Source organism: Photorhabdus hindustanensis, assembly GCF_002968995.1.
Lineage (GTDB): Bacteria > Pseudomonadota > Gammaproteobacteria > Enterobacterales > Enterobacteriaceae > Photorhabdus > Photorhabdus akhurstii.
The window spans coordinates 1-17,959 of sequence record NZ_PUWT01000010.1 but is presented as its reverse complement, the minus strand read 5'-3'; the positions used below and the strand labels follow the sequence as shown (position 1 = coordinate 17,959).

Annotated in this window: 15 protein-coding genes, 2 tRNA genes and 1 rRNA gene; 8 read left to right on the top strand and 10 right to left on the bottom strand. The window is 42.7% G+C overall.

Features of this window, described 5'->3' with window-relative positions:
• Positions 1 to 75: 75 nt before the first annotated feature.
• The 6 genes from C6H66_RS04590 (at position 76) to C6H66_RS04565 (ending at position 6,365) form a co-directional block, all read left to right on the top strand.
• Positions 76 to 312 carry an acyl carrier protein gene (locus tag C6H66_RS04590; RefSeq protein WP_011148745.1) on the top strand — a complete coding sequence of 79 codons (237 nt, stop codon included), beginning with the start codon at positions 76 to 78 and terminating at the stop codon, positions 310 to 312.
• 155 nt (positions 313 to 467) lie between these two features.
• Positions 468 to 1,733, top strand: a complete 1,266-nt coding sequence (locus C6H66_RS04585; RefSeq protein ID WP_040150229.1) for a beta-ketoacyl-[acyl-carrier-protein] synthase family protein — start codon at positions 468 to 470, stop codon at positions 1,731 to 1,733.
• Entirely contained in the window at positions 1,730 to 2,545 is an 816-nt protein-coding gene (locus C6H66_RS04580; RefSeq protein ID WP_046395380.1) for a MaoC/PaaZ C-terminal domain-containing protein, read from the top strand. Before C6H66_RS04585 ends, C6H66_RS04580 begins: the two co-directional genes overlap by 4 nt.
• 56 nt (positions 2,546 to 2,601) lie before the next feature.
• A complete protein-coding gene (gene fabG, locus C6H66_RS04575; RefSeq protein WP_105394911.1) occupies positions 2,602 to 3,345 on the top strand; it encodes a 3-oxoacyl-ACP reductase FabG in 744 nt (247 codons plus the stop codon).
• Between the two features lie 322 nt (positions 3,346 to 3,667).
• Positions 3,668 to 4,840 (top strand): multidrug efflux MFS transporter periplasmic adaptor subunit EmrA, encoded by a 1,173-nt coding sequence (emrA, locus tag C6H66_RS04570; RefSeq protein ID WP_105394910.1) that lies wholly within the window; start codon positions 3,668 to 3,670, stop codon positions 4,838 to 4,840.
• Between the two features lie 7 nt (positions 4,841 to 4,847).
• The gene (locus C6H66_RS04565; protein WP_105394909.1) at positions 4,848 to 6,365 is read left to right on the top strand and encodes a DHA2 family efflux MFS transporter permease subunit; all 1,518 of its coding nucleotides are present in this window, start codon (positions 4,848 to 4,850) and stop codon (positions 6,363 to 6,365) included.
• A gap of 136 nt (positions 6,366 to 6,501) precedes the next feature.
• Here the strand turns inward: C6H66_RS04565 and ilvA are convergent, their stop codons facing one another.
• The 6 genes from ilvA to ilvL all read right to left on the bottom strand — a co-directional run bounded on the left by ilvA (position 6,502) and on the right by ilvL (position 13,103).
• A complete protein-coding gene (ilvA, locus tag C6H66_RS04560) occupies positions 6,502 to 8,076 on the bottom strand; it encodes a threonine ammonia-lyase, biosynthetic (RefSeq protein ID WP_105394908.1) in 1,575 nt (524 codons plus the stop codon).
• 4 nt (positions 8,077 to 8,080) lie between these two features.
• Positions 8,081 to 9,931, bottom strand: coding sequence for a dihydroxy-acid dehydratase (ilvD, locus tag C6H66_RS04555; RefSeq protein ID WP_105394907.1), 1,851 nt, complete (start codon positions 9,929 to 9,931; stop codon positions 8,081 to 8,083).
• A gap of 84 nt (positions 9,932 to 10,015) precedes the next feature.
• Positions 10,016 to 10,942, bottom strand: a complete 927-nt coding sequence (locus tag C6H66_RS04550) for a branched-chain amino acid transaminase (RefSeq protein WP_046395386.1) — start codon at positions 10,940 to 10,942, stop codon at positions 10,016 to 10,018.
• 23 nt (positions 10,943 to 10,965) lie between these two features.
• A complete protein-coding gene (ilvM, locus tag C6H66_RS04545; RefSeq protein WP_036779619.1) occupies positions 10,966 to 11,223 on the bottom strand; it encodes an acetolactate synthase 2 small subunit in 258 nt (85 codons plus the stop codon).
• On the bottom strand, positions 11,220 to 12,866 hold the full coding sequence (ilvG, locus tag C6H66_RS04540; RefSeq protein ID WP_105394906.1) for an acetolactate synthase 2 catalytic subunit: 1,647 nt from the start codon (positions 12,864 to 12,866) through the stop codon (positions 11,220 to 11,222). The genes ilvM and ilvG overlap by 4 nt, the downstream gene beginning before the upstream one ends.
• Before the next feature lie 138 nt (positions 12,867 to 13,004).
• Positions 13,005 to 13,103 carry an ilv operon leader peptide gene (gene ilvL, locus C6H66_RS04535; protein WP_071647081.1) on the bottom strand — a complete coding sequence of 33 codons (99 nt, stop codon included), beginning with the start codon at positions 13,101 to 13,103 and terminating at the stop codon, positions 13,005 to 13,007.
• Positions 13,104 to 13,757: 654 nt separating this feature from the next.
• On the opposite strand from ilvL, the gene C6H66_RS04530 reads away from it, so the two are divergent.
• Positions 13,758 to 15,281: a YifB family Mg chelatase-like AAA ATPase gene (locus C6H66_RS04530; protein WP_046395389.1), complete on the top strand. Its 1,524-nt coding sequence runs from the start codon at positions 13,758 to 13,760 to the stop codon at positions 15,279 to 15,281.
• 46 nt (positions 15,282 to 15,327) lie between these two features.
• Here C6H66_RS04530 and C6H66_RS04525 read toward each other — a convergent pair whose 3' ends face one another.
• Positions 15,328 to 15,666, bottom strand: a complete 339-nt coding sequence (locus C6H66_RS04525) for a MaoP family protein (protein WP_046395390.1) — start codon at positions 15,664 to 15,666, stop codon at positions 15,328 to 15,330.
• Positions 15,667 to 15,791: 125 nt separating this feature from the next.
• Between C6H66_RS04525 and hdfR the strand changes: the two genes are divergently transcribed.
• Positions 15,792 to 16,628: an HTH-type transcriptional regulator HdfR gene (gene hdfR, locus C6H66_RS04520; RefSeq protein WP_036779608.1), complete on the top strand. Its 837-nt coding sequence runs from the start codon at positions 15,792 to 15,794 to the stop codon at positions 16,626 to 16,628.
• Positions 16,629 to 17,381: 753 nt separating this feature from the next.
• On the opposite strand, the gene C6H66_RS04515 is transcribed toward hdfR, so the two are convergent.
• The 3 genes from C6H66_RS04515 to rrf form a co-directional block, all read right to left on the bottom strand.
• A tRNA-Trp gene (locus tag C6H66_RS04515) sits at positions 17,382 to 17,457 on the bottom strand.
• A 9-nt stretch (positions 17,458 to 17,466) separates the two neighbouring features.
• A tRNA-Asp gene (locus C6H66_RS04510) sits at positions 17,467 to 17,543 on the bottom strand.
• Between the two features lie 204 nt (positions 17,544 to 17,747).
• Positions 17,748 to 17,863 (bottom strand): 5S ribosomal RNA (gene rrf, locus C6H66_RS04505).
• Positions 17,864 to 17,959: the final 96 nt, after the last annotated feature.

Here is a 17,959-nt window from a genome sequence, read left to right as displayed (position 1 = left end):
CGCTTTTATTAATGATACTTATATTCCTGTGCCGAAACTCCGCCAATCTTATTTAAATTTTTAGGGGACATTAATATGAAACTGTTTGAATTACTTCAATCTCAAATTACTGAATTAACTGATATCGAACCAGAAGATATTACTCTTGACACTCTACTTGATGATATTCATTTAGTGAGTCTGGATTTTGTTTCTATTCAGGTTGCTCTAAAAAGAGAAATGGGCATTCAACTGAATTTCGATAAGTTCCAGCGAGACAACACGACGACAATCGGTGATTTTGTCAATTATGTCAGTGAATTAGCAAAATAATCATCACTAATACACTGGGATGTTAGCTGTCTATGACAACATCACAACACAGCTAACATTCATTTTTATGATGCTTTTATCTACCAATCCTATTATTTGGTTGTATTAGAAAATAAAGCATGTCACCAAGAAATGAATTTTGGAGATAATGTTTCATGAATATTCAAACAGGCTATCGTCGCGTTGCCGTCACAGGTTATGGTTCTATCTGTTCTCTTGGGCAAAATACCCAAGAAATTTGGGATGCAATTCTGAATTATCGTGTAGGATACAAAAAGGAAGAACACCCAGACGCTTCTGTTGTAGCAAAATTTTTCGGCAATATCCCTTTCTCTCCTGATGTATCACGGTTTTCCAAAAAGTTATTAAAGAACCTGCCCAAATTCAGCAAACTTGGGCTAATTGCGGCAGATGAAGCAATCAAGATGGCATTCGGTAACGATAAAGCCGCTCTTGACGAAAATTATTCCCCTTTTGAACGCGGCGTCATTTTTGGCACTGGCTGGGGTGGAGAAGATGCAACCGTTGAAAACAGCCATTCTTATGCTGATCAAGGCATTGCCTCACCTATGACCAATATCATGTCTATGCACAGCGTAGGGACAGCGGCGATTTCAATGAACTGGAATTTACGGGGATACCAAAATACCCCAGTTGCAGCTTGTGCAACCGGCAGTATGGCGATAGGTGATGCATTTGAACTTATCCGCAGCGGACGCACTAAAATGATGCTGGCAGGTGGCGGTGAAAGCATCCGAGATCCATTCATCGTCTGGAGTATCGATATTCTTGGAGCATTGAGTAAAGAACAAGAATCTGTCGAAAAAGCCTGTTGTCCATTCAGCCAAGATCGTAGTGGTTTCGTTATGTCGGAAGGGGCAGCAATATTATGTCTTGAAGACTATGACAGCGCTGTTGCCAGAGGCGCCAAAATATTAGCGGAAGTGATTGGTTATGGCAATTACTCTGATGCGTCAGATATGACCGCCCCGGCACCTGATTGCAAAGGACGGGTCATGGCGATTCAGATGGCGCTGGAACAGGCCAAACTCTCTACCTCAGATATTCACTATATTAATGCTCATGGGACATCAACCCCACTCAACGACATTAACGAAACCGATGTTCTAAAAATGAGCCTGGGCGAACACGCTTATCGTATTCCTATTTCCAGTACAAAATCCTATACAGGCCATCTTATTGCCGGAGCTGGAGCAATTGAATCTATTTTTTGTATTAAAGCGATAGAGACAGCAACGATCCCCGCAACTATGCACCTAAATAATCCTGATCCGCTATGCGATCTGGATTATGTCCCCAATATCCATCGGACTCACCAAGTTATTGACACGGCTTTAAATGTTAACTACGGCTTCGGTGGTACAAACTGTGCGCTTATTTTTAGGAAAGCCGACAGATGAACGTTCAATTTAGCAAAGAAGATCTCAGTCAATGGGCTAAATTCTCTGGCGACTACAATCCTATCCATTTTGATGAAAAAATCGCAAGAGAAGTTGGGTTGGGTGGTATTGCAGTACACGGCATGCTGGCAATGATCCCGCTCAAAAGCGGATACGATTATCTGTCACAACCAAATAGGGAAATGGGCAGACAGTGGCACGTTAATTTGCGCAATCCCGTCCCTCTGGATGCCTGCTATTGTGTTAAAACTAAGCATACTGACCGAAATGGGAAAACGACCTTTAATCTGCAAGACGAAACAACTAACCTGAAACCTTTAGTTGGTCACTATAGCTGTTTCGATTTTTCACAAAAAACTGGCTTTCCTGAAAAACCACGTTGCCAAGTTCCCATACAAGAGACGATAAAGAAATCCATCGAATTCAAACATACCTTCCCGGAAATCAATGAGTTCTGGATCTTTCTCGATGCTCTGATGTTTTATCTTTTCATGCAGCAAAGTGCCAAAACCGCGCTAGCAACAGAATTTAAAACCTATTTTGGCAAACAAGAACATGATGAAACATGCCTCAAAGACCTTATTGTCTTGCATGTCATGCACACCGTGAGTTTTTCTCCCGCGCTGCTCAATCGCCAAATCCCAGATGAAATGCCGAATATCGAATATACGATCCTGCCAAAAGATACATTCGACGTTGATGGCTCGTTATACGGTACGTTAGAAATCCCGATCTGGCTGAATGGAGAAATCTCTTTAGTTGTTGAGATGAGCCTGATGGGAACAACAAAAAGAAAGCAGATTGCCAACTAAGATTTGATGAATGCGGTATTGGCAGACGGATGGCAAAAATTTAGAGGAATAACTTAATGAGTATCAGCACACCTTGGGTCTTTATTTCAGGAGGATCACGTGGTATCGGCAAAGGCATAGTAAAAATGCTGGCTGCTCAGAACTATCACGTGGTTTTTACCTATAAATCAAGCACAAATGAAGCTCAAACATTGTGTCAGGAAATTCAACAGCAAGGTTATCGCTGTGAGGGCTATCAATGTGATGTCTCAAACGCAGAAGAAGTGAAAATATTGTCAACAGAGCTTATCTCACGATATGGCTCTCCCTATGCCATCATCAATAACGCCGGAATTACACAAGATGCATTGCTAATAAATATGAAAGAAGAAGAGTGGCACAATGTGATTTCTACCAATCTTTCTTCTGTTTATTTAGTCAATCACGCTTTTCTCCCTGAAATGATTACTGCGGGAGAAGGCTGCATTATCCACATGAGCTCAGTCACTGCATTTAAAGCCAACTCAGGGCAAGTTAATTACGCTGCAACCAAGGCCGCTATGATCGGTATTACCCGCTCACTAGCAGTTGAAGTTGGCCGATTTAATGTTCGGGTCAATACCGTTGCGCCAGGCTTGATTGATACTGAAATGCTGGATCATATCCCTGCATCACATAGGAAAAAACTATTGTCTAACATCCCATTGGGCCGTTTAGGTTCAGTGGAAGATATTGCTCTGACAATCAATTTCCTGCTCAGCCCTGGGGGACGCTACATCACCGGGCAAACATTCGTTATTGATGGAGGAATGACGGCCTGAGTCAGTTAAGTAATTAACATCAATGGCTTCGTACCCCTATTCTGTGATTATTTGTACCCAGATAAATGTTCTGGGTACTGACACAAAATACCGTTAATCATTGCCAGATAGACAATCCAGCCTATCTGATAAATGTTAATAACGATAATAAACAATTTTAATATTAAATCATGCTTTTGGCGTTAAGTGCTAAATATTAGCAATTCTCATTTTATCAAATGAGAAGAGCTTGACCTTGTAGTCGACTCCAAGGTGTTTAATCAAATATAAGCACATTATTTAAGACGAATTTACTTTTAATCACTGCGATGGGAGAGGACACATGGCCGGAGAAATACAATCACCTCCGATTAATGAGAAAAAGTCAAAGCGTAAATTAGCACTAATCCTCGCAACTCTCTTATTTGTTTTTGCCGGGTTGGGTTACTTCGCCTATTGGCTTATTTCACTACGTCATTATCAAGCGACTGATGATGCCTACGTTGTTGGTAATCAGGTACAAGTGATGGCCCAGATCACCGGTAGCGTAACCGCTATTTATGCCGATAATACCGACTTCGTTCAGCAAGGCGATATTCTGCTACGTTTGGACGCCATTGATGCGGAACATGCTTTTGAGCGAGCGAAAAATACATTAGCTAATCATGTCAGACAAACTCACCAAACCATTATTGATAATGAAAAACTACTAGCTAACATTGAGCTCAAACAAACGGCACTACAACAGGCTCAAGATGATTTAAAACGACGTGAACATCTGGGGCTGACAGGTGCTATCGCCAAAGAAAATCTGATTCATTCCCGCAATAGCGTGCAAATGGCAAAATCTGAGCTAAATGTGGCTCGACAACAATATTATGCCAATAAAGCATTAGTTATAGATACCCCATTAGATCAACAACCTGCTATTAAACTGGCAGCCTCCCAGCTCCGCGATGCATGGTTAACCTTACAGCGCACTCAAATTGTAGCGCCGGTAACCGGCTACGTTTCACGCCGCAGTGTTCAAGTCGGCTCACAAATAAAAAATGGTGCTCCTCTGATGGTTATCGTACCCGCAAATCAACTTTGGGTCGAAGCTAACTTCAAAGAAGTTCAACTCGCCAATGTCCGTATCGGTCAACCTGTAACACTGGTGAGTGATTTCTATGGTAGTGATGTCACTTATCAGGGCCGAATTGTAGGTCTTGATATGGGTACTGGCAGCGCATTTTCTTTACTACCGGCACAAAACGCCACCGGCAACTGGATCAAAGTGGTTCAACGTTTGCCTGTTCGTGTTGAATTGGAAGCACAGCAGCTTATTGATCATCCTTTACGCATTGGTTTATCCATGCATGCCACAGTTGATACCCGAAATCGAGATGGTCTGGTGCTTGCCAATACACCTCGCAACAGCATTGTTTATGAAACCAACGTCTTGACTTACAACACTGGAGAAATTGATCAGCTAATTAACGAAATCATTCAAGTTAATACCAGTCAAAATAAGTGAGGTTAACATGCTAAAAGAGCCATTATCAGGAGCCAAACTTGGCTGGCTAACTCTGGCTTTAGCATTAGCCGCCTTTTTACAAATATTAGATCTGACCATCGCCAACGTTGCAATATCAACGATAGCTGGAGACTTAGGCTCATCAGTATCACAAGGTACTTGGGTAATTACTTCATTCGCCGTTGCTAACGCGATCTCCATCCCATTAACTGGCTGGTTGGCAAAACGGTTTGGGGAAGTCCGGGTTTTCTTAGTTTCAATGATCTTGTTTGTGATCACTTCCTGGTTGTGTGGTATTGCCAATAGCTTAGAAATGTTGATCATTTCCCGCGTTCTACAAGGTATCTCAGCCGGGCCAATTATGCCCCTTTCGCAAAGTTTACTACTCAACAACTATCCTCCGCTAAAACGCAATATGGCTCTGGCAATGTGGTCAATGACTATCGTTGTCGCTCCGGTTTGTGGTCCCATTCTTGGTGGTTGGATCAGTGACAACTATCATTGGGGGTGGATTTTCCTCATCAATGTCCCGGTCGGCTGTGCTGTCATCGCTATCACCTGGATGCTATTAAAAAATCGGGAAACTGAAACCAAGATCAGCCCCATTGATGGCATAGGACTAATTTTATTGGTTACCGGTGTTGGTTGTTTTCAGTTACTGCTTGATAGAGGAAAGGAACTTGACTGGTTCAACTCGACAGAGATTATTGTATTAGCGATTATTGCGGTTATTGCCATTACTTTCCTGATCATTTGGGAATTGACCGATGATGATCCGATCATTGATTTATCGCTATTTAAATCACGTAATTTTACTATCGGTACTTTATGTATTAGTTTGGCCTTCTTACTCCATATTGGCACGCTGGTTCTACAACCTCAACTATTACAAATGGTCTTTGGCTATACTGCCACTTGGGCAGGGTCGGTAATGGCCCCATTGGGAATAGTGCCGATAATACTTGCACCAATCATTGGTCGTTTTAGTTCAAAAATCGATATGCGTTATCTAGTCATATTCAGCTTTATCGTTTTTGCACTCTGTTTTTTTTGGCGGGCTTATACCTTCGAACTATCAATGGATTTTTCTACTGCTGCCTGGCCGCAATTTATCCAAGGCTTTGCTATTGCCTGTTTAATCATGCCATTAGCGGCCATTATATTATCCGATATCGAACCCGCTAAAGTTGCCTCTGCGGGTAGCTTGTTCAACTTCTTACGCACTCTGGCAACATCCGTAGGTACTTCAATTACCACTACTATGTGGTCCCGCCGTGAAGCTGTCCACCACGTTCAGTTAACTGAATCGATAACTCCCCATAATCCTATTGCTCAGCAAGCCTATGAGAAAATGGAACAGTTAGGGATGTCACAGGCTCAAGCTAGCAGTTCTCTGGCGCGTGAAGTCACCAATCAAGGATTGATTATTGCCGCTAACGAGATTTATTGGCTATTTGGCTTTGTTTTCCTAATCTTGTTGCTTCTTATCTGGTTGGCCAAACCCACGGTTGGAGAAAAGAAATAGCACAATGATCAAAGAACTTATTATAGAGCGCTTTCCAGTAAGACCTTGGTGAATATTAAATCTTGTCAAAATAGCACCTTATCAGGCGCTATTTTGTCATTCCATAGAACATGTTTTTTCATTACCAAGACACCGCTCAACCTCCGGTTGTTTCAGACGCCTGGCACATTAAAAAGAATTTAAACGCGGGGGTATCCGTCTCATCGTGATACGCATAACCTAATGCATCAAGGTGACGCTTAAAACGCACTTCCGTGCCTGACAATTCAAATGCGGCTAACACCCGGCCATAATCTGTACCATAATTGCGATAATGGAATAATGTAATATTCCAGTAAGTTCCCAAAGTTTGTAGGAACTTTAATAAAGCCCCCGGCGATTCAGGAAATTCAAAACTAAACAAGCACTCTTTCAATGGCTTAGATGGACGACCGCCGATCATATAGCGAACATGTAATTTCGCCATTTCATCATCTGAAAGATCAGCAACCTGATACCCTGCGGTACGCAATTCCGCGATAATTTCCCGTCGTTCCATCTCACCACGACTCAGGCGAACACCAACGAAAAGACAAGCCTGATCAGGATCAGCATCCGTATAACGATAATTAAATTCTGTTACCACCCGATCGCCCAACTTCTGGCAAAAACTCAGGAAACTCCCTTTATGTTCAGGAATAGTCACTGCCAGCAATGCTTCCCGCTGCTCGCCCAATTCACAACGCTCAGAGACATAACGCAATCCGTGAAAACTCACATTAGCACCAGAAAGAATATGTGCCAGTCGTTCACCTTTAAGCTGATACTGCTGAACATACTTTTTCAATCCAGCTAGTGCCAATGCGCCGGATGGCTCAGCAATCGCACGTACATCTTCAAACAGATCTTTTACCGCTGCACAAATAGCGTCACTGTCCACTGTGATAACCGCATCGACATATTGCTGACACAAACGAAATGTTTCATCACCGATACGCTTAACAGCAACACCTTCAGCAAATAAGCCAACTCGTGGTAAATCTACCGGATGTCCAGCTTCCATTGCCGCTTTCAGGCAAGCTGAATCTTCCGCTTCCACCCCAATGACTTTAATCTCTGGCATCAGTTGCTTAATCAACACTGCCACGCCAGCAATCAAACCACCACCACCAACAGGTACAAAGATGCGATCCAAGCGCACATCCTGTTGTAAAAGTTCCATCGCCAGTGTTGCCTGACCTGCGATTACAGCGGGATGATCAAACGGAGGAATAAAGGTATAACCCTCCTGTTGTGCCATTTCTATTGCTTTAGCTTTAGCCTCATCAAAATTAGCGCCATACAACAGAGCCTTACCACCGAAACGACGGACTGCATCAACTTTAATATCCGCGGTAGTAACCGGCATAACAATCAGAGATTTAATTCCCAAACGATTAGCGGAAAGCGCCACCCCCTGAGCATGATTACCGGCTGACGCAGTAATCACTCCTCGGTTTTTCTGTTCCTCAGTCAAACCTGCAATCATGGCATACGCACCACGGAGCTTAAAACTGTGAACAGGTTGTCGATCTTCCCGCTTTACCAAAATAGTATTTCCCAAGCGGGCAGAAATTTTCTCCATTTCCTGCAAAGGAGTCACCTGAGCAACTTCATAAACCGGTGCGCTTAATGCCGCTTTCAAATACTCTGCACCATTTGGTGCGGAAGTTAAGGGAAGAAATGCAGCCATGCGATTATCCCCCTAACTTAGATTTATCACGGACAGCGCCTTTATCCGCACTGGTCGCCAATGAAGCATAGGCTCTCAAGGCAAACGAGACCTGACGTTCACGAGCTTTCGGCGTCCACGCTTTATCACCGCGGGCAAATTCAGCGTCTTGACGGGTAGCAAGTACCTTTTCATCTACATTAAGTCGCATTTTCCGCAATGGAATATCAATATCAATAATATCGCCATCTTGAACCAAACCGATTAGCCCTCCATTAGCCGCTTCTGGAGAAACATGGCCGATCGACAAACCCGAGGTACCACCAGAAAAACGCCCATCTGTAATCAATGCACAGCTTTTACCTAACCCCATAGATTTTAGATAAGTCGTCGGATACAACATTTCCTGCATGCCGGGCCCACCTTTTGGCCCTTCATAACGAATGACCACCACATCACCCGCAACAACTTTTCCACCCAGGATCGCATCAACCGCATCTTCCTGACTTTCGTAAACTTTGGCTGGCCCACGGAACGTCAGACTGTCCTTATCCACCCCCGCAGTTTTTACAATACAGCCATCTATAGCCAAATTACCAAATAGAACTGCAAGACCACCATCCCGACTATAGGCATGTTCAATGTCGCGAATACACCCTTCTGCACGGTCGGTATCCAATGAAGGCCAACGACAATCTTGCGAAAATGCCTGAGTAGTACGGATACCCGCAGGGCCTGCCGAATACATCTCCTTTACTGGCTCATCCGCCGTCTGCATCACATCGTACTGATTAAGCGTTTGTAACAAATCCAGACCCAAAACATTTTTAACCTGACGATTCAACAGACCAGCTCTATCCAGCTCACCTAAAATACCGATCACACCACCAGCACGATGAACATCTTCCATATGGTATTTTTGTGTACTTGGTGCAACCTTACAGAGATGAGGGATCTGACGAGACAAACGATCAATATCCGCCATAGTGAAATCCACTTCCCCTTCCTGCGCCGCAGCCAGTAAGTGAAGCACAGTATTAGTTGAGCCACCCATTGCAATATCCAACATCATCGCATTTTCAAATGCGGCTTTCGTTGCAATACTACGCGGTAGAACACTATCATCATTTTGTTCATAATAGCGCTTAGTCAGCTCAACAATGCGTTTGCCCGCATTCAGAAACAACACTTTGCGATCTGCATGAGTAGCCAGTAATGAACCGTTCCCCGGTTGAGACAAGCCCAACGCTTCTGTCAAACAATTCATAGAGTTAGCTGTAAACATGCCTGAGCAGGAGCCACAGGTTGGGCAAGCTGAGCGCTCAATCTGGCTACTATCCTCATCACTGACATTCGGGTTCGCACCTTGGATCATGGCATCGATCAGATCCAATTTGATAATCTGATCTGACAATTTAGTTTTACCCGCCTCCATAGGACCACCGGAAACAAAAATCACCGGAATGTTCAGACGCAATGCCGCCATCAGCATACCTGGGGTAATTTTGTCACAATTGGAAATACACACCATCGCGTCCGCACAATGTGCATTCACCATATATTCAACAGAATCAGCAATTAATTCACGTGACGGCAGAGAATAGAGCATACCACCATGCCCCATTGCGATACCGTCATCCACCGCTATGGTATTGAACTCTTTTGCAACACCGCCTGATGCCTCAATCTGTTCAGCAACCAGTTTACCTAAGTCCCGCAAATGAACATGCCCGGGAACAAACTGAGTAAATGAGTTAACTACTGCAATAATCGGTTTACCAAAATCTGCATCGGTCATCCCTGTCGCGCGCCATAAAGCGCGAGCTCCAGCCATATTGCGACCATGAGTCGTAGTGGCAGAACGGTACTTAGGCATTATCTTCACTCCCGTGTTATCAAAACAGGCGGGGAACGAACCGCCCGTTAAATTATTTATAGTTCTATTAAAGGTATAGTTCTATTAAGGATTGACCGAATCTAACCAGCCCCATTTATCGTCTGTCGTGCCATCAAACAAACCAAAGAAAGCTTGTTGAATTTTCTTAGTAACAGGCCCGCACTTACCGATACCAACCTGAATATCATCAACACTGCGAACAGGTGTGATTTCAGCCGCTGTACCTGACATAAAAACTTCATCAGCCAGGTACAGAGATTCGCGCGACAATACCTGCTCACGCACTTCCAGCCCCAAATCTTTGGCTAATTTGATAATGGCATCACGGGTAATTCCTGGTAATGCAGATGAAGTAAATGGTGGCGTGAACAATATGCCATCTTTTACCTCAAACAGATTTTCACCCGCACCTTCGGAGATATAACCATAAACATCTAGTGCAATACCTTCTTGATATCCACGACGACGGGCTTCACTGCCTACCAAAAGTGAAGACAGGTAGTTACCACCTGCTTTGGCCGCGGTTGGTATTGTATTTGGCGCCGCACGATTCCATGAAGAAACCATCGCATCAATCCCTTGATCCAGAGCTTCTTCTCCTAGGTAAGCCCCCCAAGGAAAAGCAGCGATAATAACATCCGTTTTATAGCCAGCTGGTGGATTAACTCCCATGCCAACATCACCGATAAAGACTAGTGGACGTATATAAGCACTGACTAAATTATTTTTACGCAGAGTTGCCCGACATGCTTCCATTAATTCATCAACACTGTGGCTCAACGGCATGCGATAAATCTTTGCAGAATCATGTAAACGCTGCATATGCTCACGATGACGGAAAACCACGGGCCCTTTATGAGAGTCATAGCAGCGAATTCCCTCAAAAACAGAGGTGCCGTAATGTAAAGCATGGGACATGACGTGAACTTTAGCATCTGCCCAAGGAACCATCTCACCATTGAACCAAATGTAATCGGATTGCTTCGTCATTCTCTTATTCCTTTATTTCTACGTTACGCACGTATGAGTTGTGATTTTTGTTGCAGGATCTTGACGCCAGCGACATCCACTAATTTAGCCAGTTGTGAAGACAACAAATTAACCGGTTTTTGGCTGGCGACAATTAATTCGATATTAACATTATCGCCATCCATTGTTTGATCCATATTCATGGAACAGATCTGAAATCCACGATGACGCGTTACCCGTAAGATACGCTCTAATATTTCAGGACGGAAACGAGCATGGATTGCAAGTTGATGCTGCATCATAATGATTTCTCCAACATAGTTTCATTGCTTGCACCGGGAGGGACCAACGGCCAAACGTTCTCTAATTCCTCAATAGATACCTGTAATAAATAGGGACCCTTACTGGCAAATAATGCATTCAGCGCTTCATTAATCTGTGATTTATCCGTGATATGTTGCCCCGGAATATCAAAGGCTTTCGCTAATGTGACAAAATCAGGGTTATCTGTTAATGTCGTTTCGCTATATCGCTTATCAAAAAACAGCTCCTGCCATTGCCGCACCATTCCCAACCGCTGGTTATCCAACAATAAAATTTTTACTGGTAATTGTTTGCGTTTAATTGTCCCCAATTCCTGAACATTCATCATGAAAGAACCATCACCAGATACACATATCACCATGTCTTCCGGTCGAGCAATCTGAGCACCAATCGCAGCAGGGATACCAAATCCCATCGAGCCCAACCCACTAGATGTAATAAAATTTTCAGGTCCATCAAAAGTCATATGCTGAGCTGTCCACATTTGATGCTGTCCAACATCGGTAGTAATAACCGTATTACATGCTTTACGATCTGAAACCTGCTTCAATAACCAAGGCGCATAGATACTCTCCCCCTGATGGTCATAACACCAAGGATATTCAGCTTTCAGAGATTTCACTTCCTGCTGCCAGGGCATAATTGACAATGGTTGTTGCAAACGGGGCAATAATGCCTTCACATCCCCCAGTAACGACACATGAGCCTGACGTAATTTACCCAACTCTGCCGGATCGATATCCAGATGAATAACTTTTGCACGTGGAGCAAAAGTATTAAGTTTGCCAGTCACACGATCATCAAAACGAGCCCCCACAGCAATCAACAAATCACATGACTGAACGGCAAGATTGGCCGCTTTCGAACCATGCATCCCAAGCATGCCCAGATAACATGGATGTTCTGAATCAGCAGCTCCCAAACCTTTCAACGTAGAAACAACCGGCATACCTGTTTCCACAACAAAATCTCGCAGAACAGAAACCGCTTGAGACATTCCTACTCCACCACCGACATACAATACTGGCTTTGCCACCGCCGCAATCATCTTCCGGGCTTGTTCTAATTCACTTTCCGAGCAGGGCGCTTTTTGCTCAACGGGTACCAAATGTGGAACCAAATTCCCCTCTTTCAGCTGAATATCTTTAGGAATATCAACCAAAACTGGGCCAGGTCGACCACTAGTGGCAATAGAAAAGGCTTCCGCCATAATTTGAGGTAAATTTTCCAGTGAATCCACTAAGAAACTGTGTTTGGTACAAGCAAGGGAGAGACCTAAAACATCGACTTCTTGAAAGGCATCAGTTCCAATCAATTCAGAACCAACCTGACCAGTGATAGCAACAACAGGAACAGAATCTAACAACGCATCGGCTAATCCAGTGATTAAATTTGTTGCTCCCGGTCCCGATGTAGCGATACAAACTCCCGGCTTACCACTGGCTCTCGCATAACCGATTGCAGCCATAACCGCACCCTGCTCATGCCGACAAAGCAAATGCTCCACACCACCATCGTACAAAGCATCATAAACCGGCATGATCGCACCACCAGGGTAGCCGAAAACCTTATCAATCCCCTGCGTTCGTAATGCTTTTACAACCCACTGCGCCCCGTTCATTTTTCATATCCCCTGTGTTTACCCTGTGAGACAAGATTTTGTTCTGTTGTATGTTTCCGTCTCTATCTGATTTTGCTTGTCGAAAAAAAACCCCCGCGCCTTTCGGTGCGGGGGTCTTCGAGAGATCTGGCTGTTTTTCTAAGCCTTTCTTCGTCCAAGTGCTGCCCCGCACGGTGGGATAATAATCACCACCACGCTGACAATAATTAGGCTAATCACTAGGACAAATGTGTTCATAATCTTGGTCGTTTAATTCGTTTGTTTAATCTATATTTAAGAGTTATCACGTTCTTCATAGCTTGACAACATTTATTTTGTTTTATTATTCGATATGAAAAAATACTGTTTATTTTCAATTAAATACTTGTCATTTAGATTATTTATCTATTAAATAATCCAATTTAAGTGATAAAAACCAACTGATTAGATATAAACAAAACAACACACAAAGCGGTAACATAAAAAACAAATCATTCAACTATAACCAAAAGTAAAGATCTTATTATTAATCACCCAGGTGATAAAAACTCCTCATTAAAAATAAATCAGAATGATATAACACGCTAAATTTATTCACTGTGAAAAATATATAAATTTTAATTTCAAATAAACTATTTCAATAAAACCAATCTAAAAACACGACTTAAATAAAACCTCATAATATGAATATAAAAATAATCAATTTTATAATCTAAGTTAAAAAAGATAAAATCATAAAAATCAATCAAATAAAATAAAATAAAATAAAAATCATTTAATAATGATTTCAAAAAAATCTTTAGCGTTGCTTCACAAAATATTTATTAGAGCCGCTTCGCAAAAAAATAATAGAAAACTATTTATTATCTAATTTCAGTCCATCATATGCCCTTTCTTACAAAGGAGAATAGGATGGCCCTCGCTGTTATTTATACCAGAGCGACTATAGGTATTCATGCCCCAATTGTTACTGTTGAAGCGCATATTAGTAATGGCTTACCTGGATTAACTTTGGTTGGTTTGCCTGAAACAGCCGTAAAAGAAGCAAGAGATCGTGTCAGAAGTGCGTTGATCAACAGTGGGTTTACCTATCCGTCTAAAAGAATCACCATCAATCTTGCTCCCGCAGATCTTCCCAAGGAAGGTGGTCGTTATGATTTGCCGATCGCTATCGCTATTCTGGCCGCTTCAGAACAAATACCTACCAATACACTAAATCATTATGAGTTTCTTGGTGAACTCGCTCTATCCGGTGGTCTACGAAAAGTTAACGGCGCAATTTCAGCCGCTCTCAGCGCAGGAGAAGCGGGAAGGCAACTTATTCTACCAACAGAAAACGCAATAGAGCTGGCAATCTTATCTCAGAATGAGACGTTAATGGCAGAACACCTCTTGCATATCTGCCACTTCCTTCAGGGAGAAAAACAACTACTGACAACAACGATCCAACATAGCCCCTTAACAGAGCCATCACAGCCAGATCTTCAGGATATTATTGGCCAGGAACAAGCAAAACGCGCACTGGAAATCACAGCAGCAGGCGGACATAATCTTTTACTACTTGGCCCACCAGGGACAGGGAAAACAATGTTGGCAAGCCGTCTATGTAGTTTATTACCGCCATTAACAAACAAAGAAGCCCTTGAGGTAGCCGCTATCAATAGCCTAGTGGATACCTACCTTCCACCTGAACAATGGCATACACGCCCATTCAGAGCGCCTCATCACAGCTCTTCAATGGCAGCACTGGTTGGCGGTGGCGGGCTGCCAAAACCCGGTGAAATTTCACTTGCTCACAATGGGGTGCTATTTCTAGATGAACTACCTGAATTTGAACGCAGAGTCCTTGATGCTCTCAGAGAACCACTGGAATCAGGGGAAATAATTATCTCCCGGGCCAGAGCAAAAGTTTGTTTTCCTGCTCAAGTTCAGTTGATCGCAGCAATGAATCCTAGCCCGACAGGCTACCATCAGGGAATTCACAATCGAAGTAATCCTCAGCAAATACTGCGATACCTGGCAAAACTTTCTGGACCTTTTTTGGATCGTTTTGATCTCTCAATTGAAGTTCCTCTGTTACCCATTGGAACATTGAGTAGCCCTCTTAGATCAAGCGAAAGCAGTAAAGATGTAAGATTAAGAGTGCTGGCAGCGCGAGAAATACAATTGAAACGCTGTGGAAAGATTAATGCTCATCTGAATAGTAAAGAGACCGAGGCATTTTGTAAGCTCAAACCTAACGATGCTGTATTTCTAGAACAAACGCTAATGAAATTAGGGCTTTCAATCCGAGCATGGCACCGAATTCTGAGAACATCCCGGACACTTGCCGACTTAGAAGAAAAAAAAGAGATAGAAAAACCACATATCATGGAAGCCTTAAGCTACCGCAGTATGGACAGGCTATTAATACAATTACAAAAACAATCGGGTTAGAAATGAAAAAGGGGCGAAGCCCCTATATTCACAATTTGTGATGATATTAATCATCAGTGTCGGTATAGTCATCAGAAGCATCGATCTGAGGCTTACCGCCTGAAAGAGTATGAAAACGTTTTGGACGACTAATCCTTGCAAGATATTTGGTCCATACTTTTTCTTCCATTGTCACAGGCTGCCGTTCACCCCGGCAAACAGCAACAAACAGCTCTTCTATTTCTGTTTGAGGCTCGCGTTTACCAAGATCTAACTCATTGAACGCATAACCGTGGCGCTCTAGCAATTGCGCCTCTTTAATGGTGAAATCCCCATGACGGGAGAACCCTCGAGGGTAATTTTTGTTATCAAAAAAACGATTAGTCGTGATGAAGCTTTCGGCCATCTGACACACTCCTAATTCTAGTACTGTTACTATCATGCCAATTATGGCGCGGAGTATTAGATAGGCCTGGCGTTCTGTAAAACAAAAAATTTAAATCTTAACGATAAATATTATTGGAGATATATGTGGACACTGAATTACTGAAAACCTTCTTGGAAGTCAGTAAAACTCGTCACTTTGGGAGAGCAGCCGAATCATTGTACCTGACGCAATCAGCAGTTAGCTTTCGCATACGCCAGCTAGAAAATCAATTAGGTACCCATCTTTTCACACGGCACCGCAATAACATCCGTCTTACAGCGGCAGGAGAGCGCCTTGTTCCCTATGCTGAATCACTGATGAGTACTTGGCAGTTGGCTAAAAAGGAGATCATGCACGCTTCTCAACATACTGAATTAACAATTGGTGCCACCGCATCACTATGGGAAGCATATTTAACCCCCTGGTTACAAGATTTCTATAAAAAACATCAGGAATTAAGATTAGAATCTCGGGTTTCTACACGACAATCCCTTGTTAAACAACTTCATTCTCGTGAATTAGATCTGTTAATCACTACCGAACCACCTAAAATGGATGAGTTCCAAAGCCTATTATTAGGGAATATTTGCTTGAAATTATTAACAACAGAAGAAAATCTGAAATGCCAAATTAAAAATTACATCAAACTAGAATGGGGAGCTGATTTCCATCATCAGGAACAACGGATCTTAAAAAGTGAGCAGCTACCCATCATCACAACCACCTCAGCACATATAGCCCGCCAACTACTCAATAGCGTAAGAGGAGCCGCCTTCTTACCAATACACTGGCAAAATGAACATCCAGAACTGGTTTCTTATCCAAACACTGAACTAATTGAACGTCCATTATATGCTATATGGCTACAAAAAAATGATCAGCAAGCATTCATTCAACAGCTATTAAAAATACCTATCATACATACTTCTGCAAGAGGTTAAGAAGTTTTCATATAAATCATTCAATCAGTAAGTATGTGTTCTGCAAAACTTATGGATAGCAATACTATACGAAAACAGGAATGAAAATAGTAAGGGAGAAAGAAGTTTCAGATAGAGCATAAAGTGGGATTACTTTTTTATCTTCCCACATATAGCTCCTTATTTACCAAATAATCCTTACGTATAGTTTGAAATTATGACTTGAATCAGACATAGTGTTCCTACCTTATCGTTTTAGGTATCCTTTCCTTCAATTCAAGCCTTTCTTAAGAAAAAAACTTCGTAATCAAAATATTAGATAAAATTCTTTCGCATATATCCTCCAGGCACTTAGTTCAGAAGAGCTTTTACTAGTATGGAAATTGCCAGAAAATCTAAAAGGTTACCTATAAGAATTCACTTCGATAATAGATAATTAGAAAGAAAGGTTTTATTGCTACAAGATCGAATAATATTGAGGAAAGACTATTCAACTGAAAGCGTTTAACAGCATCTATAATGAATTCAAATCGATGGCAACATTGGCTTTACGAACCAGACGATATTTGGAAATGAATTCTCCAAGTGATACCATTTCTGGGGAAAAAGTTCGCATAAAAGGATTTTTAGTGTAATAGCAAATCCGTTTTTCTTACAAAGCTTCATAGAAAAAGGCGCTGACCAAAAGCCAGCGCCTTATCAATAATCTTATCTAAGCAGCATATATGGGTAACCACTACTATGAACTATCTTAGTTGCCGCTGAGCTTATAACTGGCAGGGGCGGAGAGACTCGAACTCCCAACACCCGGTTTTGGAGACCGGTGCTCTACCAATTGAACTACGCCCCTAAATTAAGGTGGCGGTGCGGACGGGGCTCGAACCCGCGACCCCCGGCGTGACAGGCCGGTATTCTAACCAACTGAACTACCGCACCACCGAATTCTCTGTGATTTATATCGCTTGATACGATATAAAACTTATATATCAACTTTGGCAGTTTACCGAATAGCTTGCTTGCCATTCACCCTTCGGACCGTCACTCCTCGCGACGCTCAAATCCATCTGCAACAGATTTGTCCTACTCACTGCTATTTGTGCTTTATGCTGCGTTTCATCGCAACACAACACTAAAAGTAAAGCCTGGCAGTGTCCTACTCTCACATGGGGAGACCCCACACTACCATCGGCGCTACGGCGTTTCACTGCTGAGTTCGGCATGGGGTCAGGTGGGACCGCCGCGCTATCGCCGCCAGGCATATTCCGTTTTATTCCAACCCTTGTCTGACTCTCCGTCACCACAACCATTGGAACCAATCTCTGAACAAGCTGAAATCTGTCTCTCTTCTGTCT